General features: G+C 45.5%; 27 protein-coding genes and 1 pseudogene. 17 read left to right on the forward strand and 11 right to left on the reverse strand.

Going from position 1 to position 26,503, the window contains the following annotated elements; translation table 11 throughout:
* Positions 1–77 precede the first annotated feature (77 nt).
* Positions 78–944 carry a dihydropteroate synthase gene (gene folP, locus QUB37_RS17310; RefSeq protein ID WP_333164172.1) on the forward strand — a complete coding sequence of 289 codons (867 nt, stop codon included), beginning with the start codon at positions 78–80 and terminating at the stop codon, positions 942–944.
* On the opposite strand, the gene QUB37_RS17315 is transcribed toward folP, so the two are convergent.
* The gene (locus QUB37_RS17315) at positions 935–1,771 is read right to left on the reverse strand and encodes a stomatin-like protein (RefSeq protein WP_333164173.1); all 837 of its coding nucleotides are present in this window, start codon (positions 1,769–1,771) and stop codon (positions 935–937) included. The two genes, folP and QUB37_RS17315, sit on opposite strands and share 10 nt — an antisense overlap.
* 192 nt (positions 1,772–1,963) lie before the next feature.
* On the opposite strand from QUB37_RS17315, the gene QUB37_RS17320 reads away from it, so the two are divergent.
* Positions 1,964–2,734, forward strand: coding sequence for a tetratricopeptide repeat protein (locus tag QUB37_RS17320; RefSeq protein WP_333164176.1), 771 nt, complete (start codon positions 1,964–1,966; stop codon positions 2,732–2,734).
* Between the two features lie 96 nt (positions 2,735–2,830).
* Here the strand turns inward: QUB37_RS17320 and aroB are convergent, their stop codons facing one another.
* A complete protein-coding gene (aroB, locus tag QUB37_RS17325) occupies positions 2,831–3,925 on the reverse strand; it encodes a 3-dehydroquinate synthase (protein ID WP_333164178.1) in 1,095 nt (364 codons plus the stop codon).
* A gap of 517 nt (positions 3,926–4,442) precedes the next feature.
* Here aroB and petL point away from each other — a divergent pair.
* The gene (gene petL, locus QUB37_RS17330) at positions 4,443–4,544 is read left to right on the forward strand and encodes a cytochrome b6-f complex subunit PetL (RefSeq protein WP_333164181.1); all 102 of its coding nucleotides are present in this window, start codon (positions 4,443–4,445) and stop codon (positions 4,542–4,544) included.
* A 181-nt stretch (positions 4,545–4,725) separates the two neighbouring features.
* Here the strand turns inward: petL and QUB37_RS17335 are convergent, their stop codons facing one another.
* Positions 4,726–5,139 (reverse strand): SET domain-containing protein-lysine N-methyltransferase, encoded by a 414-nt coding sequence (locus QUB37_RS17335; protein ID WP_333164184.1) that lies wholly within the window; start codon positions 5,137–5,139, stop codon positions 4,726–4,728.
* Positions 5,140–5,175: 36 nt separating this feature from the next.
* Between QUB37_RS17335 and QUB37_RS17340 the strand changes: the two genes are divergently transcribed.
* Positions 5,176–5,328, forward strand: a complete 153-nt coding sequence (locus QUB37_RS17340; RefSeq protein ID WP_333164187.1) for a hypothetical protein — start codon at positions 5,176–5,178, stop codon at positions 5,326–5,328.
* A gap of 12 nt (positions 5,329–5,340) precedes the next feature.
* Here the strand turns inward: QUB37_RS17340 and QUB37_RS17345 are convergent, their stop codons facing one another.
* Complete coding sequence (locus tag QUB37_RS17345) at positions 5,341–5,565, reverse strand: KTSC domain-containing protein (protein ID WP_333164190.1); 225 nt, start codon at positions 5,563–5,565, stop codon at positions 5,341–5,343.
* A 199-nt stretch (positions 5,566–5,764) separates the two neighbouring features.
* Between QUB37_RS17345 and QUB37_RS17350 the strand changes: the two genes are divergently transcribed.
* The 5 genes from QUB37_RS17350 to QUB37_RS17370 all read left to right on the forward strand — a co-directional run bounded on the left by QUB37_RS17350 (position 5,765) and on the right by QUB37_RS17370 (position 14,341).
* Positions 5,765–6,355 (forward strand): chromophore lyase CpcT/CpeT, encoded by a 591-nt coding sequence (locus tag QUB37_RS17350; protein ID WP_333164193.1) that lies wholly within the window; start codon positions 5,765–5,767, stop codon positions 6,353–6,355.
* Positions 6,356–6,465: 110 nt separating this feature from the next.
* A complete protein-coding gene (locus tag QUB37_RS17355; RefSeq protein WP_015175194.1) occupies positions 6,466–7,614 on the forward strand; it encodes an NAD-dependent epimerase/dehydratase family protein in 1,149 nt (382 codons plus the stop codon).
* A gap of 683 nt (positions 7,615–8,297) precedes the next feature.
* Positions 8,298–9,431, forward strand: a complete 1,134-nt coding sequence (locus QUB37_RS17360; RefSeq protein ID WP_333164196.1) for a glycosyltransferase — start codon at positions 8,298–8,300, stop codon at positions 9,429–9,431.
* Positions 9,432–10,390: 959 nt separating this feature from the next.
* Positions 10,391–13,048: a GAF domain-containing protein gene (locus tag QUB37_RS17365; protein WP_333164198.1), complete on the forward strand. Its 2,658-nt coding sequence runs from the start codon at positions 10,391–10,393 to the stop codon at positions 13,046–13,048.
* Between the two features lie 150 nt (positions 13,049–13,198).
* The gene (locus QUB37_RS17370; protein WP_333164201.1) at positions 13,199–14,341 is read left to right on the forward strand and encodes a hybrid sensor histidine kinase/response regulator; all 1,143 of its coding nucleotides are present in this window, start codon (positions 13,199–13,201) and stop codon (positions 14,339–14,341) included.
* Between the two features lie 21 nt (positions 14,342–14,362).
* On the opposite strand, the pseudogene QUB37_RS17375 reads toward QUB37_RS17370, so the two are convergent.
* Positions 14,363–15,576: pseudogene (locus QUB37_RS17375) on the reverse strand (RNA-guided endonuclease InsQ/TnpB family protein).
* A 255-nt stretch (positions 15,577–15,831) separates the two neighbouring features.
* Between QUB37_RS17375 and QUB37_RS17380 the strand changes: the two are divergent.
* The 3 genes from QUB37_RS17380 to QUB37_RS17390 all read left to right on the forward strand — a co-directional run bounded on the left by QUB37_RS17380 (position 15,832) and on the right by QUB37_RS17390 (position 18,693).
* Positions 15,832–16,662: a GUN4 domain-containing protein gene (locus QUB37_RS17380; RefSeq protein ID WP_333164204.1), complete on the forward strand. Its 831-nt coding sequence runs from the start codon at positions 15,832–15,834 to the stop codon at positions 16,660–16,662.
* 723 nt (positions 16,663–17,385) lie between these two features.
* Entirely contained in the window at positions 17,386–17,976 is a 591-nt protein-coding gene (locus QUB37_RS17385; RefSeq protein WP_333164207.1) for a YdcF family protein, read from the forward strand.
* Positions 17,977–18,147: 171 nt separating this feature from the next.
* On the forward strand, positions 18,148–18,693 hold the full coding sequence (locus tag QUB37_RS17390) for a GAF domain-containing protein (protein WP_333164210.1): 546 nt from the start codon (positions 18,148–18,150) through the stop codon (positions 18,691–18,693).
* 266 nt (positions 18,694–18,959) lie between these two features.
* On the opposite strand, the gene QUB37_RS17395 is transcribed toward QUB37_RS17390, so the two are convergent.
* The 3 genes from QUB37_RS17395 to QUB37_RS17405 all read right to left on the reverse strand — a co-directional run bounded on the left by QUB37_RS17395 (position 18,960) and on the right by QUB37_RS17405 (position 20,909).
* Positions 18,960–19,493, reverse strand: a complete 534-nt coding sequence (locus QUB37_RS17395; RefSeq protein ID WP_333164212.1) for a hypothetical protein — start codon at positions 19,491–19,493, stop codon at positions 18,960–18,962.
* A gap of 154 nt (positions 19,494–19,647) precedes the next feature.
* Positions 19,648–20,286, reverse strand: coding sequence for a lysophospholipid acyltransferase family protein (locus QUB37_RS17400; protein WP_333164213.1), 639 nt, complete (start codon positions 20,284–20,286; stop codon positions 19,648–19,650).
* Positions 20,287–20,519: 233 nt separating this feature from the next.
* Positions 20,520–20,909, reverse strand: coding sequence for a substrate-binding domain-containing protein (locus tag QUB37_RS17405; RefSeq protein WP_333164216.1), 390 nt, complete (start codon positions 20,907–20,909; stop codon positions 20,520–20,522).
* 3 nt (positions 20,910–20,912) lie between these two features.
* Here QUB37_RS17405 and QUB37_RS17410 point away from each other — a divergent pair, with 3 nt between their 5' ends.
* The 4 genes from QUB37_RS17410 (at position 20,913) to QUB37_RS17425 (ending at position 23,364) form a co-directional block, all read left to right on the forward strand.
* Positions 20,913–21,275: a hypothetical protein gene (locus tag QUB37_RS17410; RefSeq protein WP_333164219.1), complete on the forward strand. Its 363-nt coding sequence runs from the start codon at positions 20,913–20,915 to the stop codon at positions 21,273–21,275.
* A 146-nt stretch (positions 21,276–21,421) separates the two neighbouring features.
* Complete coding sequence (locus tag QUB37_RS17415; protein WP_333164222.1) at positions 21,422–21,796, forward strand: DUF433 domain-containing protein; 375 nt, start codon at positions 21,422–21,424, stop codon at positions 21,794–21,796.
* The gene (locus QUB37_RS17420) at positions 21,793–22,188 is read left to right on the forward strand and encodes an ACP S-malonyltransferase (RefSeq protein WP_333164225.1); all 396 of its coding nucleotides are present in this window, start codon (positions 21,793–21,795) and stop codon (positions 22,186–22,188) included. The genes QUB37_RS17415 and QUB37_RS17420 overlap by 4 nt, the downstream gene beginning before the upstream one ends.
* A 192-nt stretch (positions 22,189–22,380) precedes the next feature.
* A complete protein-coding gene (locus QUB37_RS17425; protein WP_333164227.1) occupies positions 22,381–23,364 on the forward strand; it encodes a hypothetical protein in 984 nt (327 codons plus the stop codon).
* Positions 23,365–23,487: 123 nt separating this feature from the next.
* Here QUB37_RS17425 and QUB37_RS17430 read toward each other — a convergent pair whose 3' ends face one another.
* Positions 23,488–24,036, reverse strand: a complete 549-nt coding sequence (locus QUB37_RS17430; protein WP_333164230.1) for a hypothetical protein — start codon at positions 24,034–24,036, stop codon at positions 23,488–23,490.
* Between the two features lie 197 nt (positions 24,037–24,233).
* Between QUB37_RS17430 and QUB37_RS17435 the strand changes: the two genes are divergently transcribed.
* Positions 24,234–25,616 (forward strand): NB-ARC domain-containing protein, encoded by a 1,383-nt coding sequence (locus QUB37_RS17435; protein WP_333164233.1) that lies wholly within the window; start codon positions 24,234–24,236, stop codon positions 25,614–25,616.
* 60 nt (positions 25,617–25,676) lie between these two features.
* On the opposite strand, the gene QUB37_RS17440 is transcribed toward QUB37_RS17435, so the two are convergent.
* Complete coding sequence (locus QUB37_RS17440; RefSeq protein WP_333164236.1) at positions 25,677–26,255, reverse strand: Uma2 family endonuclease; 579 nt, start codon at positions 26,253–26,255, stop codon at positions 25,677–25,679.
* A gap of 164 nt (positions 26,256–26,419) precedes the next feature.
* Positions 26,420–26,503 (reverse strand): photosystem II protein D1 (locus QUB37_RS17445; RefSeq protein WP_333164242.1); only part of this gene is annotated, 84 nt, incomplete at its 5' end.

The raw sequence follows: 26,503 nt of genomic DNA on the forward strand, positions 1-26,503 counted from the left end.
CTGCTTTATTCTTGCGTCTTTTAGAGAGGGAGTTCGTTTGACAAGAAGCGATTTCAATCGCCGAGTGATGAGGTGATATGATAAATAACAAAAATATTACAATTAGAAATAAAGTTTTCGAGTGGGGAAAACGCACTTATTTAATGGGCGTTTTGAATGTTACCCCTGACAGTTTTAGCGACGGCGGAGATTTCTATACCATAGAATCTGCTTTAGTGCAAGCGGAAAATATGGTAAAATCGGGGGTAGATATTATTGATATTGGCGGTCAATCTACCCGGCCTGGTGCAGTGGAAATATCCTTAGCAGAGGAGATCGATCGCGTTATACCTGTAATACAAATACTGCGACAAAAAGCCGATATTTTTGGCTCAGTTCCTATTTCGGTTGATACTACCAGAGCGCAGGTTGCGAAAGCTGCGGTAGAGGCGGGAGCGGATATAATTAACGATATTTCGGGAGCTACTTTTGACTCGGAAATGCTGTCAACCGTTGCTCAGTTAAAAGTACCAATAATTTTGATGCACATTCGGGGAACTCCCCAGACGATGCAAAAACTGACAGATTATCGGGATTTAATGGGGGAAATTGGGGAATTTTTCGAGAATCGAATTGCGGCAGCAGTTGCTGCGGGAATTGACAAATCTCAACTAATTCTCGACCCTGGTATTGGCTTTGCCAAGACTTACAGTCAAAACTTAGAAATTCTGCGAGAGTTGCGAAAATTCCGTGTTTTAAACTGTCCGATTTTAGTCGGAGTATCGCGAAAAAGCTTCATCGGTCACATTTTGAATCAGCCAGAAGCGAAACAAAGAGTTTGGGGGACAGCGGCGGCTTGTACAGGTGCGATCGCAAATTTGGCAGATATCTTGCGAGTTCACGATGTCAGAGAAATGCACGATGTTTGTCTGGTTGCCGACGCTATCTTCAGGAATCAGTCTTGAGAAGTCTGAGTATCAATAACTTTTATTTCCCCGCCCTCAGAATGAATCACATCGGGCATAGAACCCATCAGCTCGCCCAGAGCTTCGCTCATGCTCCTGGGGTCCATAAACAGAATTTTGGCATTGTCGCTTTCGCCCAATTTTTGTTGAGCGTCTAAGTATTTTTCCGTTACTAAGTAATTCAAAACTTGCTTACTATTCGGATGGGAGTCTAAAGCTTCAACTAAGAGCCTCATGTACTCCTTAGTGCCGATCGCCTTATTGACCATTGCTTGCCACTCGCTCTTGGTGGCGCGCTCCAATTCCATAGCTTCTTGCACCCTTTTCGGAGGTGTAATGCTTTGAATTTCTACGCGAATTACTTTGACGCCCCAAGGTTGAGTAGCTTCGTCTAACTTCTTGAGTAACTTTTTATTCATGTCATCTCGGGAACCCAAGATGTCTTGCATTGGCAATCGACCAATCTCAGCGCGAAACGTCGTTAAAACTAAGTTGGCGATCGCATTTTCAATTTGATCGATTCCATAATAAGCTTTCTCTAAAGTCACAACCCGCCAATACACCACGGCATCGACTTCTAGAGCCACATTATCTCCCGTGATTGCTGACTGAGGTTTAATATCTAAAACTCTTTCACGGGTTGTGTCCACGCAGACGACTTTTTCGACCAAGGGACTGATAAAGTGGAATCCTGGCTTTAGAGTGCGCTTGTATTGACCCAAACGTTCCACTAAAGCTTCGTCGCCACCGCTGACTATTTTGACGCTGGAGTTAACAGCGTAGCCGAGGATGAGCGCAAAGAGCATGGTAAGAATAGACTGCCCCATTTCTATTTTCCTGCTAAGGTTGACTGAGAATCGATCGGAATTCTACTCTAATTTAACTCAAACTCGGCCACACAGTGCTAAAATATCTCGACTGTTAATAACTAACTATTTCATCTGGTGGGCCCCGATCTGCTCCGACTCTTACGGCGCTAGTGAAGCCCAGGATATCAACAACACGTTTCCACAAAAGACATGAAAAACGATCGAGAGTTTCGCTTGTTCAAACCTTTGAGGTGGATCGCCCCAAGCATTTTGGTGGGTGCAGGAATCTGCAATGCCGCAGCGGCCCAACCGGCACAAGCTGAGACAATCGCCCTGCAACTCTCGCAAAACTTGCAGTCCCAGAACTTGCAGCCACCGCGCCGAGGCCCTGCAGTTCGAGAAGTTCTGTCCTACGAGATGAAGGGAGACGAACTCAGGATTTGCAAGCAGGAAGGCAAGTCCGAGAAAAAGTGCCAAGTTGTAGGTAAAGGCTACACGATGGGTTTGAGAACTGCCAACGACCTTTACGGTCAAGGAAATGCTGTCAATGCCGAAGCTTTGTACCGGCAACTAATCGCTCGCTATCCCAAAGAAGCGGATGCTTATTACAAATTGGGAACTATGCTGTCGGGGCAAGGTAAAATGAGCGATGCGATCGCTCTATTCCAAAAAGCAATTGAAGTCAACCCGAAGCACGCCAAAGCTCACAACGATTTAGGCGTGGCGATGGCAAGTCAGGGGCAGTTGCCCGAGGCAATTGTTCAGTGGAGACAAGCCGTTAAAATTAACGATCGATATCCCGATGCTTTAAACAATTTAGGAGTCGGTTTGTACCAGCAAGGAGACAAGGAAAACCAAGCGGAGGCAGTAGCCAGCCTCACAAAAGCTAAGGAGTTATTTATCAAGCAAGGCAGAACTCAAGCCGCAAACAGAGTCGAGAAAATTTTGGAGGAAATTAATTCGCGGTCGAGCGGTTCCTAAACTCAACCGCCGATCGCAGATTGAAAGAAAAAACATCTTTGGCGATCGGCGTGAATCAGCGTTCAGCGGCGGTTAAACACCCCCAAAAACGAGAATCTAAAGCATTTCCTTCAAAACTTGTATAATCAAATCCCCATCCACCCGATCGCTAACAGCAGCCTCACCCAAGCGCACCGGCAGCACAAACCGCACCTTGCCATCCTGCACTTTCTTATCCAGTTGCAAAGTATGCAAAATTTCCTCAACATCGACACCCGCCGGCAATTTGGCAGGTAAACCCGCTTTTTCAATCAAAGCAGACTGGCGGCGATCGTACTCAGCATCCCACATTCCCAACTCCACAGCCAACCGGCTTGACGCAGCCATGCCGATTGCCACTCCTTCCCCGTGATTAATCACCTTGTAATTGGTCAAACTTTCCACAGCATGACCAATGGTGTGTCCGTAATTCAAAATCGCCCGCAAACCCGATTCCTTCTCGTCTTTGCTGACCACCTCAGCCTTAGCTTGGCAAGACCTGCTCAAAATTTCAGCCAACAAATCCGCCTTCACATAGCGCATTTGATCCAAACGCTTGCAATTCTCCAACTTCCCAAAAAGTTCAGCATCCCAAATCACCCCGTACTTGATGACTTCCGCCATCGCCGAACGAAACTCCCTCGCCGGCAGAGTTTTGAGTACATCCGGGTCAATTAACACCAAACGTGGCTGGTGAAAAGCCCCGATTAAATTCTTCCCTAAAGGATGATTTACCCCCGTTTTGCCACCAATAGAAGCATCAACCATCGCCAGCAGCGAAGTCGGAACCTGCACGACATTAATTCCCCGCAGCCAAGTCGCCGCCGCAAAACCCGTCATATCGCCCACAACCCCGCCGCCCAAAGCGACCATTGTCGAGGAACGTTCTAAGCGGTTTTCCAAAGCCGCACCGTAAATTTTCTGTACCGAATTTAAAGTTTTGTACTGTTCTCCCGGTGGTAAAATGCAGCTACCAACTTCCAGACCGGCTGATTCGAGGGCTGCGGTTGCTCTTTCGCCGTACTGCCTAAAAATCGACTGATTTGACACCAGCAGCACTTTTTTGCCCAAACTTAGATCGCCCATCAGACTGCCGAGTTCGTCTAATCCGCCCGATCGCACGCAAACATTGTAAGATTGTGGCCCCAAGTCAACTTTAATTATGGATTGCATATTTATCTAATTTAGATATTAGATTTTAGATTATCAGATAATTGGGTTGAAAACCCCGTCACTTCGACGGATTAATGTCGATATAGTGTCGCTCTAGTATGGCATACTAGAAATAGTACAGGCTGAAAAACCGCTATCACAAGACAATATAAATCTGGGGTGTCCCCACTTGACAGGATAGGAAGTAGTAATGCGTAGTGGATGGCGATAACCACGATAAACAGAGCTAGGGTAGCCAATGAGCACCCGTTAAAGGGCAAAATCAAATACTTGATATTCAAGTTGTACCGTAGGGCATACGGAAACAAGGGGAGCAATCCTCTAAAGCTTGCGGAGATAAGCCCGCTGGGACTCCTCTAAATTAAACTCGAAACTTAGTTCTATTGAACGTGTTTTTGGTTTAAGTGGTGCCGAAAGGATAGAGAGTTTTAAGGTGTATCAGTGAACCAAGAATCCCCACCCATTAAAGCTGGGGAGTGTCAAAGGTCTTTTTATTGATTGTTTTGGAGAAATGGCAATGACTCTTAGCGGAATAATAACTTATTTCGGAATTTTTGGCGGCATGATCGGCTTGGCGACAGTGCTGATGTTTGGTCTGCGGGCTGTCAAACTCATCTAATTTGCTAATTTAGATGTCTCAACCAGAGGATTTAATCTCTGGCAAAAGTATCAGTTCGACAACGTATTTGCGCCACAAATCTCTAGGTTTATCTGTAGATTGACGGCGCAAATGCTTTGTCCTATAAAAGTTTATGCTAGTATTAACTAATTCAATAAATCCAGTACGCAATTGTAACACTTTAACTAGATTGTATGGTGCGTGTTACAGTGATTTCCTGAATGCCAAGACGTATAAAATAAGTATCATCATAACAGTTATAGTTGCAAACAAGTTCTTGTCTGTCGTAGATGTCAACTGCTGCAACGTCTCGTCGCACTGTCGAAAGAATATTAGGAGACTCCGAACAATGATTGATGAAACGTTGATCGTCAAAGCAAAGAACATATCTACAGAGGATATTGTCAAAATAGGCAGATTTTAGGAACTGTTCTTTTGCTGAAGGAGACATACGTTCAACATCAGCCTCTTCATAAGACGTATCGAAGTATGGAGAGTATTCCCAGGTAACAGTACCTTTGGGAATAAACTGCGCTGCGAAAAGACCAATACCATGAATAAAACTGAGGCCAAGTTTTGTCTTAACCAGTAGCATACCGTGTTATTATCCTGTTATGAAAATAAACGAAAAATGCTGATTAAAACTATCAACACCACAACTTTATCACAATGGAAGATTTGGTTGAGATTTTGGAAGATTGAGGGCGCACTAATGGGGCGAGTTAGACTAAAGATTCTAGCGCTGGCAGAAGAAAAGGGCGATCGCGCTAATGGGATACGTTGATTAATGCCGTACTTATCGCCGCCGTTTCTTTACTTGTTCATAGGGGAAACAATCAATAACGTCAGATAGCATATAACTACCTTTGGAATCTGATTCCATCAGTTCCAAGTAGACAATCTTGGGAACTTCAAAGTATCGATATGTTTTGCCACTATTGAAAACAACTTCGAGGGTGTAGCTTTCCTCGTCATAACCCGCAGATTGGATCATGCTAGATTCAACAGGTTCTAGTTTCATGGTAATTCGGCGATGCTTTTCTCTAACTATTTATAGCCGATCGCCCTGCAATTTAAATTAGCCCGCCTAAAAAAACAGAATACTCAGATCCTCGACTTCGCAGAAGTCCGGGATGTAGCGCGCGATCGCACCTGAATTTCCCCTAAAATAACTTCTACTCCCTCAATCCAAAATCTAAAATCTAAAATCTAAAATCGATATGTCTCATTCCACCGATATCGTCACCCTCGCCCGCTGGATGGCCGCCGATTTCAGCAACCAAGCCCAAGCCTTTGAAAATCCGCCATTCTTCGCCCACATCCGCGTCTGCATGAGGCCTTTGCCTGTCGAAGTTCTGGATGGGCTCAGCTTGTACCTAGAACAAGCCTACGATATTGAACTGAATGTACCGTACCGAGTCCGAGTTTTGAAATTAGTCCCGGTGGGCGATCGAATCGACATCGAAAATTATGCCATAGAAAACGAAGAACAATTCTACGGCGCTTCCCGCGACCCGCAACGGCTGCAAGAAATCAAAAAAGCACAACTGACACTGCTTCCCGGCTGCACGTTTATTACGCAGTGGACGGGCAACAGCTTCAAAGGGTTTGTCGAACCAGGAAAAGGCTGCATGGTGGTCAGAAAGGGCAAAAAAACCTATTTAGACAGCGAATTCGAGATAGACCAAGACAAGTTTATTAGCCACGATCGCGGACGTGACCCAGAAACCGACGCCCACGTCTGGGGAGCCCAGGCCGGCCCTTTTGAATTCACCCGCCGGGCTAGTTTCGCCGAGGAAATTCAGGTTTAATCTAAAAAAACAGACTCCTTCCTGGGTGAACACGCTTGATTAAAGGTTCAGAATGCACCAATACCTGGTACATTAACCCAGTATTGGCAAGCAAGATTCACCGTTGATTTATGAAAGTCCTGGTTATTGGTGGCGATGGCTATTGCGGTTGGGCAACCGCACTCTACCTTTCTAACAAAGGTTACGAAGTTGGCATCCTCGACAGCTTCGTGCGGCGGCACTGGGATCTGGAACTGTGCAGCGACACCCTCACTCCCATCGCACCGATTCAGCAAAGACTCCAGCGATGGCAAGATTTAACGGGCAAGTCGATCGACTTGTTCGTCGGTGACATCACCAACTACGATTTTCTCAGCAAAAGCATGAGAAAATTTGCACCAGAGGCGATCGTCCATTTCGGCGAACAGCGTTCGGCACCTTTTTCAATGATCGATCGCGAACACGCAGTCCTCACTCAAGTCAATAACGTCGTCGGGACACTCAACCTGCTGTACGCCATCCGGGAAGACTTCCCCGACTGTCACCTAGTGAAATTGGGGACAATGGGCGAATACGGCACGCCGAATATTGACATTGAAGAAGGCTACATTACGATCGAACACAACGGCCGCAAGGATACACTACCCTATCCCAAACAACCGGGCAGTTTCTACCACCTGTCAAAAGTCCACGACTCCCACAACATCCATTTTGCTTGCAAAATCTGGGGTTTAAGAGCCACCGACTTAAATCAGGGCGTAGTCTACGGCGTGCTCACAGATGAAACCGGCATGGATGAACTGTTGATCAACCGTTTGGACTACGACGGAGTATTCGGGACAGCATTGAACAGATTTTGCATCCAAGCTGCGATCGGTCATCCTTTGACGGTTTACGGCACTGGCGGACAAACCCGCAGCTTCTTAGACATTCGCGATACCGTGCGGTGCGTGGAATTGGCGATCGCCAACCCCGCCGAAGCCGGACAATTCCGCGTCTTCAACCAATTCACCGAACAATTTAGCGTCGGCGACTTAGCCTCATTGGTGCAAAAAGCAGGCATGGCAATGGGATTAAAAGTAGAAATCAACAACATCGAAAATCCCAGAGTCGAGAAAGAAGAACATTATTTCAATGCCAAAAACACCAATTTGCTAGACCTCGGTTTGCAACCGCACTATCTCTCAGATTCCCTGCTCGATTCTCTGCTGAATTTTGCTACAAAATATCAGCATCGTGTCGATAAAAACCAGATTTTGCCGAAGGTTTCTTGGAAGTAATTTCTGGTATCTATTTGCGGGTAAGAGATTTTTTAACGAACCGCGAAGGCGCGAAGGGCGCGAAGCAAGAGGAAAGAGAGGAAGAGAGGAGAAGGGTTCGCAAGTTCTGAATGGATTTGGCTGTATATTACGATGATCTATCTTTTTGATCTTTTGCTCTGTGTCCTCTGTGTCCTCTGCGGTTAATTAAAAGATGGCATCAGGTTTTTACTGCTGGCTTGTTTGGGAATAAAGGCCGTGAAAAGTCGAATTCTCATTCTGTTACTTTTAGTGGTTATGCCTGGATTTTTAGCGAAGGCAGTTTGTGCTTATTATTTAATAAGAGAATGGGTCGCTTTAACGCTAAGTAATCTAAATTAGTGGCGAATTAGCGAAGGCTTAATTTGTCACTTAAAAAGCAAGATAAATTGCCGGAACAGCACAGGAAATTCACAGAATTAATTGCTTGGCTGAAAGTGTGGGATAGCTTTGAGGTGGGATAATTATATCAATTGGCATTCAGGGAATTGGCATTTTATCCCAAAAACCTCTCGCTCGGAATTAGCGGTAGAGAAACTGAATGAAGAAGTGTAGAAAAGCAGCCGATCGCACGCCATGACTGACTCCCCCCGACACAGTGTATCCTGTTACCGATGACGTTTGCCCCAAGCTATGATTATCGGCTCCCTAAGTAACTTATTTTTATGAAAATTGCTCTTTTCACTGAAACATTTCTGCCGAAAATAGACGGCATTGTGACGCGCCTGATTCACACTGTAGATCACTTGCAGCGCGCGGGCGAACAAGTTCTGATATTTTCTCCAGATTACGGAATTAAAGAATACAAAGGCGCCCGAGTTTACGGTGTGGAGGGTTTGCCTTTGCCGATGTACCCGGAATTGAAAATGGCACTTCCTTCTCCGGCTGTAGGTCGGCAATTAGAGCAGTTTAAACCGGATATTATTCACGTTGTCAATCCTGCGATTTTGGGATTGGGGGGTATATATTACGGGAAAAAGTTCAATATTCCGATTTTGGCTTCTTACCACACGCATTTGCCGAAATATTTGCACCATTACGGTTTTGGTGTCCTCGAACCTTTATTGTGGGAACTACTCAAAGGAGCGCACAACCAAGCAGAACTGAATTTGTGTACTTCTACAGCAATGGTGGAGGAATTGAGAACCCACGGCATTGAGCGAGTAGACTTGTGGCAGCGGGGCGTAGATACTGAAATGTTTGTCCCGGAATTGGCAAGTCGAGAAATGCGATCGCGCCTTTCTGCAAATAACCCAGACAGTCCACTGCTGCTGTACGTCGGCCGCCTCGGTGCAGAAAAAGAAATCGAACGCATCAAACCAGTCCTCGCAGCGATTCCCGACGCCCGCCTCGCCTTAGTGGGAGACGGCCCGCACCGGCAAACCCTGGAACAATATTTTGCCGACACTCCCACCAATTTTATCGGCTACCTGAAGGGGCAAGAATTGGCTTCTGCTTACGCATCGGCCGACGCCTTCATTTTTCCCTCCCGCACCGAAACCCTGGGCTTAGTGCTCCTAGAAGCAATGGCTGCGGGAACGCCCGTAGTCGCGGCGCGCAGCGGCGGAATTCCCGATATTGTCACCGACGGTGTTAACGGATATTTATTTGACCCCGCCGACGAAGAAGGAGCACTAGCCGCCACCAAGCGTCTGTTTGCGAATCCCGAAGAACGGGAAACCTTGCGCCAAAACGCTCGCCGAGAAGCTGAACGCTGGGGTTGGGCCGCCGCTGCCGCACAACTGCAGCGGTACTATCAATCAGTAGTATTTGCCGAGTCCATGCCCAGAGCGGCCTAAATGTCAGGATCTGTACCACCTTTAAACATCACCGCCAGCTTAGCTTCGCTGTTCGATCGTCAGTTGGTAGTGAACAGGGATGTTTTCAAAGACCGATCAAACTTTTTTGCTGCATAAATTACCGTCGTTATCCTGCTGTTGCGTTTACCATTAAACTATGAGTAAGCTCTGTAGGAATGCCTTGCGCGCTGCTTTCATAGCGCCCTTTACCTGACCGGATACGGTCGCCGAGTGCGCTAAAACTGTCACACCGCGCGCTGGGACCGAGCACAGGGCGTCCAATCCACATTGCACTCTCGATCGAACTAAAGCCTGTCACCTAATTTTCAGGCTAGCAGTTTTGCGAACTCAAGTTCAGCTTGAATTGACCGAAAAACGAGACGCAAGCCCCTGGCTTCAGACACGGGGATAAGTCGGCAGCGGTTTCAACCGCCTTCAATTCTTGGTATAATTCACACAGCAAGTAAGAATAACCATCTACGTGTTGAAACAACAAGCGTACGGTGAAATCCCGGCAACGGACATATCCAACTTGATTCGGAATAGTTAAAGGGCAAACAAAAGGCAGGTTGTTGAGCGTACCTATCTGGCATTAGTGGTGGACTCTAAAAGCGCAAAAGCTAAAAGTATACGCAAAGTTTGGATTTGTCTAAGCTGAGTGGGTAGAGGCGCTTTGATTTCGCCTTTGAAAGTTCAGATACGAACTCTTCAAGAATCCCCGTCCCTTTAGGGCCCGGGAGTATCAAGAACCCTCATCAGTATCGAGGTTGTAAAAAAGATCGATCAAACATACATAACAAGCAAACTGAAGTTGCGTGCGCCACTTTTGAACTCACGATTCATCAAAGCGACAAGCGAGTGCCGATGCGCTGGCAAACAAATTCAAGAGTTTGCACCGCCGTCGCATCTAGCGCCGATCGACCTGCGGTCAGTCTACCCCTCTGAGAAAGCAGTTAATCATGACATTCTCCAATGCTGGTAGCGTTCTGGCTACACTGACTCAAGTCAATTTTATGGGGGCATTGACCTCCCGTGTTAAGAGCCTGCCAGTTCCTGAATTAGTGTGCCTGCTGGACTTTATCACGGCTGAATTTCAGCAATTTATCCGGGCGATGGACCTGATTAACAATGAAGCACTCGAAACTCTCTTAGAGCAACTTTTAGATGCCTTCACTGTCAAAATTGGTCAAATTCTGCAAGCAGACCGGACAACAATTTTTTTGGTTGACTCTAACAAAAATCAACTGTGGCACAAAACAGTCGATCCACTTACGGGCGAAGATGTAGAAGTGCGCTTGCCGATGGATGCAGGCATTTTAGGCTACGTAGCAACAACCGGAAAATCGATTAATGTCGCCGAAGCTCGATCGCACGAGTATTTTAATACCGAAGTAGACGAACCACCGGGCTACGAGATCGAAACCATCCTCTGTATGCCGATTTTTAGCAGCAAGAGCCAACATGAACCCGTAGCGGTGGTCAGACTGTTAAATAAAGCTGGCAATGTCTCCTTTAGCGAGGAAGACGAACAGCAGTTCCAGGCTTTTGCAGATTCGATCGGGATTATTCTCGAAAGCTGTCAGTCTTTCTACGTCGTGGCCCGCAACCAGCGAGGGGTTGCCGCACTTTTGAGAGCCACCACGACTTTGGGTCAAAGTCTTGACTTGGAAACAACTTTGCGCTCTGTCATGGATCAAGCTCGCGACTTGATGCAGGCCGATCGCAGCACGCTATTTTTGTTAAATCGGGAAACCAACGAACTTTGGACAAAAATCGCCAAGGCCGACGGCAAAACGATGGTAGATCTCCGCATTCCTGCTAATAAGGGAATTGCGGGCTACGTGGCTTCGACCGGTCAACCTCTAAATATTACAGATGCTTACGACGATCCCCGCTTTGACCCCTCTACAGACCAGCAAACGGGATACCGCACTCGGACTGTCTTGTGTATGCCCGTGCATAACGCTAAAGGTGAGCTGATCGGGGTAACTCAGCTAATTAATAAGAACCAAGGTACTTTCACCCCTTCCGACGAAGAGTTTTTGCGAGCGTTTAATTCCCAAGCGGGAATGGCGTTGCAAAATTCTCAACTTTTTCAGAACGTGATGGTGGAAAAGCAGTATCAGAAAGATATGCTGCAAAGTCTTTCTGACGCAGTGATTTCCACGGATTTGAAGGGGCGAGTTGTAACGATTAACGAAGCGGCGCTGGAATTGTTGGGCTGTCCGGTAAATCCAGATAAAAGCAAACACAATCCCCAGATTTGGGAAGATAAACTGGTGAATCGCTATGTTTGGGAAGTTGTGCCGATCGACAATTTGCAATTTCGACTAGAAGACAGTCTCAAAACTGCTGCCAGACATTACGTTCCCGAACAAAGCTTAACTGTGGGACTGTTGGTAGAAAAAACGCTAAATTCCCAAAAAAAAGAACAAGAAGAAGAAGAAAGTTATATTTTGGCAGTGCCCGATCGCACTGATCCTAATTTATATTACGCTTGGGGCGAAAACCGCGCGTGGACTGAGGAAGTAGCGCTGGCAGAATTAGCTAATGCCCAATCTCTATTTGCGCTGCGAAATTCTGCCCTGTATCACCCTTATTGTCCGCTGGCCATCCCCGCCTCTCAAATTAAAGTAATTGAACGTAGTTTGAATTTGACTGTCAACCCGCTGCTCAATCCAGAGGGCGGCGTGCGCGGCGGTTTAGTGGTACTCGAAGACATCAGCCGCGAAAAGCGGATGAAAAATACGATGTACCGCTACCTGACTCCTGGAGTCGTAGATAAAGTGATGGCTTTGGGTGAAGGCGCCCTGATGGTGGGCGAACGTAAAGAAGTGACTATTTTATTTTCCGACATTCGCGGCTACACCACGCTGACCGAAAATTTGGGAGCGTCCGATGTGGTATCCCTGCTGAATGAATATTTTGAGACGATGGTGGAGGCCGTTATCCACTACGAAGGCATTTTAGACAAGTTTATTGGCGATGCTTTAATGGCGGTGTTCGGCGCGCCCCTGCCGCTGAATCCCCCGGAAAGCCACGGTTGGATGGCGGTTCAGTCGGCTTTAGATATGCGCCGCCGTTTGAAAGAGTTTAATGATTCTCGCCCCGGTACAGAGCCGTTTCGCTTCGGAATTGGGATTAGTTCCGGAGAGGTGGTTTCGGGAAATATCGGTTCTCAAAAGCGAATGGATTACACGGTAATAGGGGATGCGGTGAATTTGAGTTCGCGGTTGGAACAGCTTACAAAGGAGTACGGCTGCGATATAATTTTGAGCGAATCTACATACAGTTTGTGTCGCGAAAGAATTTGGGTGCGAGAGTTAGACAAGGTGCGAGTTAAGGGCAAAAATCAGCCGGTAGGTATTTACGAGTTGCTGCAAAATAGTTCTGAACCCATCGATGGGGAAACCGTTCGGTTTTTGGAACTTTACAGTAACGGTAGGGATGCTTATATTACTAGAAATTTTCAGAAAGCTATTAGTTATTTTGAAGCGGCTTTAGCAATGCGACCGAGCGATCGACCTGTAGAAGTTCACCTCGACCGATCCCTGAGCTATTTGGAAGTACCTCCGCCCGATGATTGGGACGGTGTGCATACGATGACAACCAAGTAGTAAACTATATTACATCCGAGTGCTCAAAAGTAAAAAGATTTGATAAAGTTTTGAAATCTTCCTTATGACAGAGTTAACAAGTGTAAAAATGTGAAAAGATAAATCGGATGCCATATTAAAGTTAGTATTTATTTCCCGGCTAACAATTAAATGAGTTATTTATCTGTTCCGAATGCCACAAAAGCCGATCGCATTCTGGTGGTAGACGACGCACCAGATAATGTTTTGTTGGTTCAAACAATCCTAGAAGAAGAAGGTTACGAAATTAGCACGGCCGAAAACGGCTTTTCTGCCTTGAGTCAAATTGAGAAGTCAGCCCCGGATTTGGTACTGCTAGACGTGATGATGCCGGGAATGGATGGTTACGAAGTCACTAAACGAATCCGAGATAATAAGGAATTGCCCTTTATGCCGATTTTGCTGATCACTGCTCACGACAGTGCGAGCGTAGTGCAGGGATTGGATATGGGAGCAGACGATTTCATCCGCAAACCAGTCGAAATGGACGAACTGCTGGCGAGGGTAAGATCGCTCCTGCGGCTAAAACACAGCGTAGACGAGCGCAATTCGATCGCTCTCCAGCGGGAAGATTTTGTCTCCCGGCTCGCTCACGACTTGCGAACGCCCCTGGTAGCAGCCGATCGAATGCTAAGTTTAATGCAGCAGGGAGCTTTGGGAGAAATTTCCCTTCCTATGCGCGACGCTTTCGGAACGATGGTTCGCAGCAACCAAAACCTGATCGCGATGGTAAATATGTTGCTGGAAGTCTACCGCTACGAAGCAGGCCGCAAATCCCTAAGTTTCGCTCCCGTGGACTTGCGCCAGCTTATTACTGAGGTAGCTGAAGAACTAGCTCCCTTAGCCGATGCTAAAGGTTTATCCGTAAATTTAGACTTGACAGAAAGTGCAGAAAGTGCACCGATTGCAAAGTATCCGGGCGATCGTCTGGAACTGCACCGCTTGATGACAAATTTAATCGGAAATGCGATTAAATTTACCGACAACGGCTCAATAGATATCAGCTTAAAAGCTGCTAATTCACCTGCTTATACTAGCTTCAAAAACCAACCGCTGGCATGGGTAATCATAGAAATCAAAGACACCGGTGCCGGCATTTCTTCCACCGAACAAGCAAAGTTATTTGAAAGGTTTAGCTCGGGAACTCATAAGAAGTCCAGTACAGGTTTGGGACTACACCTCTGCCGCCAAATAGTCGAAGCTCACCGCGGCACGATCGAGGTAAAATCAGAGTTGGGCAAAGGCAGTTTGTTTACTATTCGCTTGCCTTGTTAGAGCGGTTTGACACTCCTGGGCCTAAAGGCACGAGGATTCTTGATTCACAGAATCGACTTGCCGATGCAGAATTACTTCAACATCGGTAGCGGTCAATTCTCCACAAGCGTTCGGATCTAAGATCCAAGTTCCGGTGTGCCCCACCGTACTCAATCCCCGACTTAGGATATTTTTAGCGGCGTTACGATCGCGATCTAACAGACATCCACACTGACAAGAGTGAGTTCGCGTCGATAGACTTTTCTTAACAATGGTTCCGCAACTAGAGCATTCTTGGCTCGTCCCGTGGGCTGGCACGGCAATCGTAATCCTTCCGAATACTTTGCCGAAATATTCCAGCCACACTCGAAACATATACCAAGATACGTCGTTAATTGATTTAGCTAAACAATGATTCTTCACCATATTTTTAATCCTCAAGTCAACGCACGGCTACACAGTCGTTTGACTGGATGACGCCGGAGAGCCAATTTCACAGCAAAATCTTGGCGCTGTCTACTTATTTTGAGGTGGCGCTTTCCTAGAATCACTCTAGCTTTTCTTCTGTTTTGCGAACCCTTGACTCGTTTTGAAACTCGTCTTTGAACTTTTTTTAACTTGCGTTCTCCCTTGCGGAGGAATCGCGGATTCTCGACTGCAACACCATTAGAGTCTGTATAGAACTCTTTTAGTCCTACGTCTAACCCGATGGTGTTGCCTGTGACTTCAATCTTTTCAGAGCGGTCAACTTGAACGCAAAACTGGACGTAATATCCGTCTGCCCGTCTCACCAAGCGCACTCGCTTGATCTGACTACGCTGATAGAAATGTAAGTCGCGAGTTCCTTTTAATTTGAGTTTTCCGATTCCGTTCTTATCGGTAAAAGTGACAGATTTCCGATCATTAGCTAGACGCCATCCCGTAGTCTTGTATTCGACCGAGCGGTTGTCTTTCTGGAACCGTGGAAATCCCTTTTTTCCTGGGACTTTCTTTTTACAGTTGTCGTAGAATCGGGAGATCGCCGACCATGCTCTTTCTGAGCTAGATTGCCGAGCCATGCTGTTCAAGTCATCGCAAAACGGAAATTCCTTAGCTAAAACAGCGCTATACTTGTTCAAGGCGTATTTATCGACTTTTTCGTTTTCCATCCAAAAGCGCAATGCTTTGTTTCGGATGAACTGCACCGTTCTAATTGCTTCGTCTACAGCGTCAAATTGCTGTTTTGTGCCGTATGCTTTAAACTCAAAAACAAGCATGACTTCGACCTAATCACGATACTCTTATGCTAATAGACTTGGCTTAATACTGCCTGCCGAATTATTCACAAAAATTTACAAGCACGAGTATGTCGCGTATCCCCTATTCTGGAAGAAAGCCGTCCTAGAAGGACGGGGTTTTAAACCCTTTTTTTTGATAAACTGTAATTGTAGGGTGAGCCGTGCACACCAACTCAAATTATGGTTAATATAACGGATGTCATATAATGACTTGGCAACCGAATTTATGGCAATATGTCTAACTGTCCAGTGTGCAGTGCTGAATACATAGAAGAAAAAGCAGAGTTGTGCTCGATTTGCGGCTGGGATTTGACTCCCTACCCGCAGCGTGCTAAGCCTTCCAAAACTTATTTAAAAAAAGAACAAGTTAGATTGCAGTGGGCAAAACAAATGTGGGAATTGGCCCGCAATCAACAAAATTGGTTAGCTAAATTTGATGAGTTGCAGGGGGAAGTGCAGCAAGGTGCGATCGCCCGCACATACATTCAATCTCAGTTAGAATGGGTTCTGTACCGGCTCGAACAACTAAACCCCGAATTGATTGTCAGCACTCTACTGCGACTAGAAGACAAAATCGGCGCCATACCTGACTCAACTCCAGCTATCTCCGAAGTAGGGATGGACTACCGCCAACTGACAAAGCTATTAGAAACTGGAAAATGGCGCAAAGCTGATGAACACACTTGGGAAATCTTGCTGCAAATCGCTGTCAGGGAAGACGAAGGCTGGCTGAGTGCAGCCGATATTGACAGTTTTCCTCCTACAGACCTTCGCACGATCGACCGACTTTGGCAACAATACAGCAGCGGGCGGTTCGGGTTGAGCGTGCAGCAGCAGATTTGGGAAAGTACCGGGGCAAATTATACTGAATTTTGCGATCGAGTCGGCTGGCGAGTCAAGGAAAATTGGAAATATTACAGCGAGCTCTCCTTCAACGAAGATGCTCCCCCCGGACATCTTCCCGTCACCGCATGGAGACAGCGCGCCTGTTACGGTGCTGGTAAACTTACTGCAGCAGAAAACTTTGCCCGCATCGCTGCGAAACTGGCAACTGGCGATCGGTAATCATCAAAAAAAAAATCAAAATCGACATTAACTGCTATAATCAAAACGGTTTAGCAACTGGGGCTGTGGCTCAGATGGATAGAGCAAGCGCCTCCTGAAGAATCGGGCACCCTGCGAGGAAACTCTAGGAGTGAATGTGGTCAAATTTGGTGAAACCTAAAGAGTTCGTGGATTCCTATGACTCTAAGGCAATACCAAGCCAAGCCTGAGTTCAGCGCGATTAAACAATCGCCTATATTGAAATCAGGAAGGTTTAGAGACTAGACGGTCACCACCTAAAGGCTGCAAGCCTATGGTGAAGGTATAGTCCAGAGAGTGGGGAAACTCACACAAATCTGAAGCGCTAGGTCGCCGGTTCGAACCCGGCCAGTCCCGTTAAAAATCAAGAAAAATTAAAATCAGGAGGGGAAAGCTTAAGTTTTGCCCCTCTTTTTTGCATATCCGCTAACGAATTCGCCCACAGACGAATACTTGCTGAAAGACCAGGACTTACACAGAACCTCTCTCTCTAGAGTCCATCTGAAATCTAAAATCTAAAATCCCCCGTTTAAGCCCCCAACATAAGTGTAGAGTCAATCTAAAATCTAAAATCTAAAATCTAAAATCCTATGATCCCCCGACCCTTTTTTAAATTTTAATTTTTAATTCCTGTTAGTGGGCTATACGTGCGGTATTTTTTGTTATGGTTCCTTTGTGAGTTACATAAAATTTTTATAGGTTTAGATGTGGTTAAGAATCAATTCAAACACGCAGCGTTACAAGCCTTTGAAGACTTCACGCAGTTTTTGGTTCCTAGTAGGGCTTTTGATGGCGTGTTGGTTGGGCTATCAGCAGGTTAAGAGCGAATTTCAGAGACCCCAAGCTGTGTTAGTTCTAGGTGGGGCTACGGAGCGAGAGGTGTTTGCCGCCAAATTTGCTCAGAAGTATCCTGAATTGCCGATTTGGGTGTCGTCTGGGAGCAATCCGGAGTTCGCGGAATGGGTGTTTTCGGAAGCGGGAATCGAGTCCGAGCGCCTGCACTTAGACTACAGAGCGGTGGATACGGTAACAAATTTTACCACCCTGGTAGATGAATTGAAAGCTCAAGGGATTGAGAGCGTGTATCTGATCACTTCTGACGATCATATGCGGCGAGCTCAGATTATCGGCGAAATCGTACTCGGCAGTCGAGGCATTAGCTTTAAGCCTGTGGCAGTTCCGTCTGGGCGAACCCCCGAACCAGTGCAAAAAGCTGTTCGCGACGGGGCTAGGGCTATTCTTTGGCTGACAACCGGTTATACGGGTGCTAACTTCAGCCAAGCCAGAATTGAATAAACAAAGGAAAGCATTGAGCAAGTTTTAAATTTTTTCCCATTCCCTCTGGTTTTAAAACTTGTCTTCTATAGCGATTTAAGACACCGGGAAGACGCTGATGACCAATGCCTAAGAGAAGAGAATAGAACGAGTAGTTTAAAATCAGTAGATGAACTTCAATAGCTAAAGTTAATGAGCGACCAAATTCTGCCACAAGTTCTAGAGCAAATTTTGAGTGACAGCAAAACGCCGGATGCTGTTTTTTCGGCTTTGGTGTCGGCTTTAGGGGAGGTGTTAAATTGCGATCGGGTCTTTCTCTACCTCCGCAATCCTGAAACGCAAATGGGCAGAGTACCTTACTGCTGGCGTCGCAACTCAAACTTTCCAGAGATTGGGGACGCGGAATGGAAAAAAGAACCCGAATCTTTAGGGGAAGAAGACCCTTTATTTGCAGCAGCTTTGCGAACTGAACCGTCGATTTTTGTTGAGGATGTTGAGACAGCAAATCCTGAAGTTGTCAACAAAAATTTTGAGGCAAAAGAGTTCGGACATCGAGCTTTGATTCACGCTCACCTTTGTGCTGACGGCTTATTGTGGGGGGTTTTGCAGCCTTGTATGTTCGATCGCCCCAGAGTTTGGACTGACTTCGATCGCCAAATTATCGCAGCAGTTACAGAAAAAATTTCGCCTTTAGCTGTTGCTTATGTCACCGCCTCAGCATCACAAGATAAGCGATAAAAATCAATAATTTACCTGTAGGGAGCGGGTGGGCAATGAATGAATGTCAACTTAAGACTAAAACCACGTCTAGATAGCGGTTTTAGCCGAATCTCAATCCCCTTTCTGGCAGAATAAACACCGTTTCCGGTTCCCCCCTTTTTAATTTAGGGGGGAGCGATGGGCTAATTTTCAAACAAAAGTCGGGTAGTAAATTTGAGCTGATTGTCCTTACCAAGGGTGAAATGTGCATCGCCCTAGGGATAGACTTGGTGCACAATTCTTGTTTAAAAAACGCCCCAATTTTGAATGCCCCGACCGCTGAAAATCCCTTGAGCCCGACTAATATCATCCTCAGTGCCATCTACTACCACCAAATAATCGCCGGCGTGCAGGCGATCGGTGTAAATTCTAGCTGTTTCTTCGGGAATTCCCAAGTCAGTCAAGGCCTTCACCACCCCACCGAAAGCCGCCGCCGAGACGCCAGTGCTTGCTACGCTAGCCACCAGTGACGCCCCGAAAGTCCCCGCTGCAATCATCGGCCCGATTCCGGGAATAGCTAAACTTCCGAGACCCACTAGCACGGTGGCTAAAGCACTATTTGTCAGAGTGTCTGCTACCACTCCTGCTCCTGTGTCTAGATTTTTATCGCCCACCTGAGCGATCGTTTGAGTATCGCCTACAGACTCACCTGCATCCCTAGCAACAACCGAAACTTTATCCATTGGAAACCCGGAAGATTTCAATTCTGCCAGAGCTTGCTCGGCATCTTCGCGGTTAGAAAACAATCCCAACGCGCGGGTTTGATTGCTTGTTACCATATCTTTCTTCTTATCCCCTGTAAAATTAAACTCAAATTCAAGCCTAATTATTGCGCTTGTTTTCAATCACTTATATTGATATTTTTCGATGTTTATCTTCAGCATTCATCTATCTGTAGATATAACCTGAAAAACCGCAACAAAAGTTATAAAATCAGCGACCCAAATCGTGCATGGCATTAATCTCGATCGCACATCTTTGAGTCAAGGCTTGCAACTCCTCGCGATCCGACGAACCGGGCGCTTCAATTAGCTTGCCAATTCGCACCGTCAGCGGCACCGGACGCGGCATTCCCGAACCTTTCGAGGAAATCGCGTGAGTTCCCCACAAACTAACAGGTAACAGTGGCGCTTTTGCCTTAGCAGCTATCAGCGCCGCCCCTAATTTCGGTTCAGTAATTCTGCCGTCTGGGGTGCGAGTTCCCTGCAAAAATACACCCGTCGCCCAGCCATTTTCCAAAGAATTGATAGCTGATCGAATTGCACTGCGATCGGCACTTTCCCGCTTGACTGGATAAGCACCGTAAAGCGTAATTGCCTGTTTCAAAATAGGAACTTTAAATAACTCTTCCTTTGCCATAAATGCGACGGGTCGCCTCATGCAATTCGACAAAATCGGCGGGTCAAAATCGCTGGCGTGATTGCTGACTACTACCACAGGCCCTTCTGCTGGAACATTTTCTGCACCATAGATGCGGCCCCGAAAGTACAGGTGCAGCATCGGGCTGACAATTGACCATTTGAATAAATAGTAGAGAAGTAAACTTTCGACGGGTTCGCGACTTTTGCTCACAGAAAAACCTTAAGTTTTAAATTACATCGAATATTAGCCTATCAGTTCAGCAATGACAAAGGAATAGTATTTTGATGTTTGTAGGGTTGCCTGCGGCTGGAAACCGCGCCTACACAAACAAAACCGACCTACGTGGGTTAAAGAAGAAGTCCGCCAGCGCGGACGCAAGCTTGTGTAGCGCCAGACTTCAGTCGGGTGGACTATTTCACTGAATGTCCGATGTTTGCAAAGGCTCAATTTCCAACCAGCATGGCTTTTTGTCCTTCCGAAGAAGTGGCGTAGCCCAAGAAATCCTTAACTGCTTGGCTAGGAGGATTTTTGTAGGCGTAGTACAACTGCCGCTGGTAAGGATAGTTACCCGCATCCGTCGTTGCACCGTTGACTGGAACAACGCGCACCGTTCTCTGATTGACTACTTGAGCGAAAGTCGCATAGCCAATGCCGTTGTTGCCTAAAGCTTGCAGCAGAGGAGTTGTCGCATCTCGATCGAGCGTGGTAATATTTTTCGTCGTGCCAAACTCGCCACCTCCGAGCACTTGTTCTTTAAACATTTGGTGAGTGCCGCTAACTGCCGGTCTGTTAATTACTTTAATCGGGCCCGCCGGGCCGCCGACTTTTGACAAGTTTTGAGTATTTCCCTTGAAAATATCTTGAACTTGAGCGGAGGAACTTATACCCTTACGGTGTCAGAAACCAATACGACAAAATTTGCTTATGGAGGTCAGTTGCGCCTCTATGACGTGCATATCGCCAAGATGTTTGAGGTGACATATTCGGACTCTCAGGAGATACCCAACCCTGGCGGTAGAACTTGGTATTGCCGCGCCGGAAATGGTAAAATTGATATGGGCAATTCAGAATCAACTGTCAGTTTGCTAGCGATATTGTTAATACTTATGGTTGAGGGAAACCAGAGCGTAGTGCGATCGAATATTCTGAGGGGGAGGCTGGGTGGTCAATATCCAGGACTCGTGCTATTCCAATTTTAGATATTACTGGTAATAAAAATCAGCGGTAGACGAATTTTGTACAAGACTTTCGCCCTCTGTCTGCTAATAGTTAGTATATCATAAAATCCACTTTCGAGGAATCAGCTAGTAATTAATATAAAGATAACTTCTAGGAGGCTATCAAGATGACAACTATATCCAACCAACAAACAGCTATCATCCGTACAGAAAGAGGACTGACGATCGCAGGTACGCGCATCACCATCTACGACATCATGGACTATGTGACGGCTCAATATCCGCCTAAGTTTATCAGAGGATTGTTTGATCTTACAGATGAACAAATTAACGCGGCTTTAGCTTATATTGAGACAAATCGCGCTGATGTTGAAGCTGAGTATCAAATGGTTCTTAAGGAAGCTGAAGAATTGCGGCTGTACTATGAAGAAAAAAATCGCGATCTGATTGCAAGAATTGCGGCGCAACCACCACAACCTGGTCAAGAAGCTATTCGAGCAAAACTTGAAGCAGCAAAAGCAAAATTTAAGTCTCAGCCATGAATTTTTTAGTCGATCATAATTTGAGAGGACACGCCGTACTTCTCTCAGGTAGCATTTTGAGTAGTGGCTGGCTAGATTGGGTATTCATTCGATTTATCACCTTTGACGAAGTGAGTCTGCCGATCGATAGTGACGATCGGGTAGTTTGGCGGTTGGCTCAATCAAACCAGATGATTTTATTGACCGCGAATCGGAGTATGAAGGGTGAGAACTCTCTGGAACAAGTGATGCGCGAGGAAATTACTTCTACATCATTACCGGTGATTACTATTGGCGATGCTGACCGCTTGTTGAATGACTCTGAATATCGGCAGCGTTGTGCAATTCGTTTGGTTGAAATTGTGCTTGATATTAATACTTATATGGGTGTAAGTCGGCTTTTTATCCCATGAGGAGGGGTCGAGGTTGTTGAAGAGGTGCGATCATCGCGCTTCTTCATCCTGTAACAGGGGATGGTAGAGGATGGGCGATCGGTATTTGATGGCCAACAAATATAGTGTGTGTAACCAAGGAAGAAGCAAAACTTTTTTTTCAGCTAAACTAAAGCTCTATAATACAACTATCCAATAGTTTTCAACGGACAAATGAGAGGCACAAAAGAATTATTGCTAACAAGTTTGGGTGCTATTACTTTGAGTTGGGGAGCACTAACTTCCATTCAGAGTATACCAGGGGCGATCGCTCAAACACAAGTTCCCATGAGATTGCAACACGCGGAAGGAACTTATACCCTTACGGTGTCAGAAACCAATACCACAAAATCTGCTTATGGGGGTCAATTGCGCCTCTATGACGTGCATATTGCCAAGATGTTTGAGGTGACATATTCGGACTGTCAGGAGATACCCAACGCTGGCGGTAGAACTTGGTACTACCGCGCCGGAAATGGTAAAATTGATATGGGGCAATTCAGAATCAACTGTCAGTTGGCTAGCGATATTGCTAATACTTATGGTTTAGGGAAACCAGAGCGTACTGGAATCGAATATTCTCAGGGGGAGGCTGGGCGGCCAATATCGAGGACTCGTTCAATTCCTATTTTAGATATTACTGGTAATAAAATTCAGCGGTGGACGAATTTTGTGCAAGGGTTTCGCCCTCAGTCTGCTAATTCTGAAGGTGGTAATTCTCGATCGAGTATTTCTTTTCCTGTTCGTGAAATTCTATCGCAGATTGAAGGTAAGACGAGAGTACCAATTTTTCTCCCCAGTCAGCTTCCATTCTCAGAAAAAATTTACTTAAAAAACCGAGTAGAAACAAATGGCTATAGTGTTGAAATGGGCCACATACCTAATTGCAGCAGTACGCCTTGCTATATCGGGAGTATCTCAGCAGAAAGAGGCGGAGAACCAGCCCAAGCACCGCCTAGAGGATTCAGGAGTGAATTCAAAACCATTCAATTAGCCGGCAGAACACAAGGAGTTTTTTCTAATGGCTGCGGTGCTTACTGCACGGCCTTAGTTGAATGGCAGTATCAAGGAGTTTTGTACCGAGTAACGATGAAGAATGGGCGAGAGGAAACGCTTGTTCAAATAGCTAATTCTGCTATTGAAGCTGGGCCTCGCTAGTTAAATGTGGAGATAACAGTGGGTCAGGGCAAGTCCTCTTCTCCAATTGGAGATTTATTTTCCCTGACCCACTCTACAATTGCTTTTATTTATACATACCCTCTTAAGTTGTTTTGCTATTGCTTACTCTTCACTCATCATTGATTGGTAATCACTGAGACCCATGCGAACCAGCTTGCAGGAGTCTTGGGCAGAACTCATACAAGACACGCAAGACTTGAGATCTCCAGCCGCTATCCCTAATGTCACCTTATAGGACATGGGCAGAGCATCGGTAATCTCAACTAAATTTTCGGCTTGTTTTTGGTATTCTCGCATTTTGTCACCGCACTGTCCTAATCTTTCTTGAGTTCTCAAAGGCTCCATATTTCTGCCTGCGAATTCTAGCCGCTTTATATCATTGAATATTAGTTCCAGATTGTTATTAGGAATTGTAGGATTTGTCGCGACAACAGGTTGCGATAATGAGATGTCCGCAGGGTGGGAAAATAATAAAGTTGGTAATAATACTATTGAAATTAGTGTTTTACCAACCCCCATCAATAATCCCCATACGAGCTTAACTGGCAATAGAAAAATACCTACAATTCCCGATAAGACACTAAAAACCCAAGAAAATAAACTGGAGATCAAGTGGATAATAAAACTTGGTATGGCAACTAAAAAATCCATAATACATACCCTCCTAACTCTTTAAACTAATTTATAGTTTGCAACATTTACCTGAGATATGACAACTCAAACCGGTTGGATTTAGCACCCAAAATTTTTAACCATCCTGAACGTATTTAGTAAAATTTGGTATAAATCGGTTGACAAAGTAGGATTTAGTAGGATATAGTTCAGTAAACCTCGTTCAACCCTGACCCATGAATTTTGAAGATGTTGTAGAATGGGCGAATAATTTGAGTGTTGATAAAACTGGAGAACATCTCACACCTATACAGGAAGCAATACTGACGGGTGTTTGGCAAAGGCAAAAATATCCTCAAATAGCTAAAGAGTTTAATTGTAGTGAATCTCACGTTAAAAAAGAAGCTGCCAAGTTATGGGGAAAGCTGGGTGAGGAATTAGGAGAAAACCTCAAAAAATATAATTTTCGTTCTAAGTTAGAGAAAAAAGATAGGGGTTATCAAAATTCAAAATCAGGTCACTGTTTATTACAAGTTGATAATATTAATATTGGCGGTCAATTTATACAAACTATCAAAGATACACAAACACGATCGCCCTTTCCCCTTGAATCTCCCCAAAATCAAGCCCGATCGCCAATCATCGATTTAACAGACGCACCGGAATTACCTTACTTTTACGATCGCACCTCAGAACTCTCCACCCTCAAACAATGGATTTTGCAAGCCCACACCCGCTTGATTACCGTCTACGGCTTAAGCGGAATTGGCAAAAGTGCGATCGCCCTCAAACTCATCGAACAAATTCAAACCGAATTTGATTATATTATTTGGTTAAGCCTCACCCACACACCCGCACTTTCAACCGTCAAAACCGAACTCAAGCAATTTTTTGGGCGATCGCAACAACCCCCATTACCCACAATCCTCGATTATTTCCGATCTTCTCGCTGTCTAGTCATTCTTGATGACGTACAGAATATTTTTAGTGGTAGTCAATTAGCCGGTCAATATTTAGCAGGCTATGAAGACTATGGCAAATTTTTTAAACAAATTGCCACATCCTCTCATCAGAGTTGTTTAATCCTCCTCAGTTGGGAAAAGCCCAAAGAAATCGCGAATTTAGAAGCCGAAAACCTCTCCACGCGAAGCTTACACCTCAAAGGGTTAGGAGAAGAAGCCGCAGAAATTTTTCAACAAAAAGGATTAGTCGATGAGGAAAAATGGTCAGACTTGATCGCCCTTTATCAAGGTCATCCTTCCTGGCTAAATATCATTGCTGCAACTACTTTGGAGTTGTTTGATGGTAGCGTTTCCCTGTTTTTATCCGAGGTAAATGATTTATTCTTGGGTGACTTAGAACCCATCTTAGAATCTCACTTAGAGCGTTTATTAGACGCCGAAAAAAAGGCGTTATACTGGTTAGCCACTCAAAATCAAACTGTAGATATTTCCCAAAAACCTACTGATAGTGAATTATCCCAACCAGAATTTTGGCAAGCCATACAATCTTTAGCGCGACGCGGCTTAGTGGAAAAAGTGTTAGTAGGAACGCGATCGATGTTTTTTCTCAATCCCGTCTTCAAAGCATACATTCAGTGCAAGTTAAATCTTATATAAGCTATAGGTGATTTCACCCGATCGCAACGCAATTAAACCACCGAATTACTCTTTTCTATTCTACAAAGATCGCATAAAAGCATTCACCGCATCATATTGGTCTGCCATACGCGAATAGAACTCGATCGATCGCAAATCCAAATCCGCCAACAGTTCACTCTTACTCACCAACTCATATCCCGTTGGACGCAAGCAATAAACCGAAATTACACCATCCTCCCAAAACCAAACCTCCTGCACACCCACCCGACGATAGATTTCCAGCGTATCAATTCCACCACTCGTCACTCTCACCTCGATCGCCAAATCTGGAACTGACTTGCGCGTACCCAAACAATAAGACTCATCCGGTTCTTTCCGTGCGCCCAATTCCTTTATCCCGATCGTCGTACTGCCGCGCCCGTAGAAACGAATATTTCTCATCCGCATATAAATTTCTAAAAGCTGGCCTAAAGTGCTTTTAGGTTCTTCGTGGGCCTCAGATAAAGGGGCCATAATTTCTAAACACCCATCCAAATAAGTTAAACGTGCCCCCGTTCCTACCAAATCTGCATCCAACTTTTCCAGAGTCTCCCATGTCACGTTTGACAGGAAGGCTGCACCTGTACTCAATCCTTGTTTAGAAATTGCGACAACCATCTGACTTACCTTTCATAATGATTTTTCCATAATATACGACTTCAAAAAGTTGGAGTGTGTAGTCAACTGTTGACTGTTGACTGTTAGCCGAGAAAAATCTTTTTTTCCCAAACAAAAAGCGCCCCTATTTCTAGGAGCGCTTTTTGTTAATCAAAAACTAAAACTTAGCCATTGATAGAAGGAGCAACCAAAGCTACGGGAGTTGTTTCACCAGCAGCCAAGTCGAGAGGGAAGTTGTGAGCATTGCG

It is taken from the genome of Microcoleus sp. AT3-A2 (assembly GCF_036705685.1).
GTDB lineage: Bacteria > Cyanobacteriota > Cyanobacteriia > Cyanobacteriales > Microcoleaceae > Microcoleus.

Bases quoted from the DNA above. Each gene is read 5' to 3' on its own strand.
- folP (WP_333164172.1), top strand. From the start codon at position 78: ATGATAAATAACAAAAATATTACAATTAGAAATAAAGTTTTCGAGTGG.
- QUB37_RS17315 (WP_333164173.1), bottom strand. From the start codon at position 1,771: ATGGGGCAGTCTATTCTTACCATGCTCTTTGCGCTCATCCTCGGCTAC.
- QUB37_RS17320 (WP_333164176.1), top strand. From the start codon at position 1,964: ATGAAAAACGATCGAGAGTTTCGCTTGTTCAAACCTTTGAGGTGGATC.
- aroB (WP_333164178.1), bottom strand. From the start codon at position 3,925: ATGCAATCCATAATTAAAGTTGACTTGGGGCCACAATCTTACAATGTT.
- petL (WP_333164181.1), top strand. From the start codon at position 4,443: ATGACTCTTAGCGGAATAATAACTTATTTCGGAATTTTTGGCGGCATG.
- QUB37_RS17335 (WP_333164184.1), bottom strand. From the start codon at position 5,139: ATGCTACTGGTTAAGACAAAACTTGGCCTCAGTTTTATTCATGGTATT.
- QUB37_RS17340 (WP_333164187.1), top strand. From the start codon at position 5,176: ATGCTGATTAAAACTATCAACACCACAACTTTATCACAATGGAAGATT.
- QUB37_RS17345 (WP_333164190.1), bottom strand. From the start codon at position 5,565: ATGAAACTAGAACCTGTTGAATCTAGCATGATCCAATCTGCGGGTTAT.
- QUB37_RS17350 (WP_333164193.1), top strand. From the start codon at position 5,765: ATGTCTCATTCCACCGATATCGTCACCCTCGCCCGCTGGATGGCCGCC.
- QUB37_RS17355 (WP_015175194.1), top strand. From the start codon at position 6,466: ATGAAAGTCCTGGTTATTGGTGGCGATGGCTATTGCGGTTGGGCAACC.
- QUB37_RS17360 (WP_333164196.1), top strand. From the start codon at position 8,298: ATGAAAATTGCTCTTTTCACTGAAACATTTCTGCCGAAAATAGACGGC.
- QUB37_RS17365 (WP_333164198.1), top strand. From the start codon at position 10,391: ATGACATTCTCCAATGCTGGTAGCGTTCTGGCTACACTGACTCAAGTC.
- QUB37_RS17370 (WP_333164201.1), top strand. From the start codon at position 13,199: ATGAGTTATTTATCTGTTCCGAATGCCACAAAAGCCGATCGCATTCTG.
- QUB37_RS17380 (WP_333164204.1), top strand. From the start codon at position 15,832: ATGTCTAACTGTCCAGTGTGCAGTGCTGAATACATAGAAGAAAAAGCA.
- QUB37_RS17385 (WP_333164207.1), top strand. From the start codon at position 17,386: ATGTGGTTAAGAATCAATTCAAACACGCAGCGTTACAAGCCTTTGAAG.
- QUB37_RS17390 (WP_333164210.1), top strand. From the start codon at position 18,148: ATGAGCGACCAAATTCTGCCACAAGTTCTAGAGCAAATTTTGAGTGAC.
- QUB37_RS17395 (WP_333164212.1), bottom strand. From the start codon at position 19,493: ATGGTAACAAGCAATCAAACCCGCGCGTTGGGATTGTTTTCTAACCGC.
- QUB37_RS17415 (WP_333164222.1), top strand. From the start codon at position 21,422: ATGACAACTATATCCAACCAACAAACAGCTATCATCCGTACAGAAAGA.
- QUB37_RS17420 (WP_333164225.1), top strand. From the start codon at position 21,793: ATGAATTTTTTAGTCGATCATAATTTGAGAGGACACGCCGTACTTCTC.
- QUB37_RS17425 (WP_333164227.1), top strand. From the start codon at position 22,381: ATGAGAGGCACAAAAGAATTATTGCTAACAAGTTTGGGTGCTATTACT.
- QUB37_RS17430 (WP_333164230.1), bottom strand. From the start codon at position 24,036: ATGGATTTTTTAGTTGCCATACCAAGTTTTATTATCCACTTGATCTCC.
- QUB37_RS17435 (WP_333164233.1), top strand. From the start codon at position 24,234: ATGAATTTTGAAGATGTTGTAGAATGGGCGAATAATTTGAGTGTTGAT.
- QUB37_RS17440 (WP_333164236.1), bottom strand. From the start codon at position 26,255: ATGGTTGTCGCAATTTCTAAACAAGGATTGAGTACAGGTGCAGCCTTC.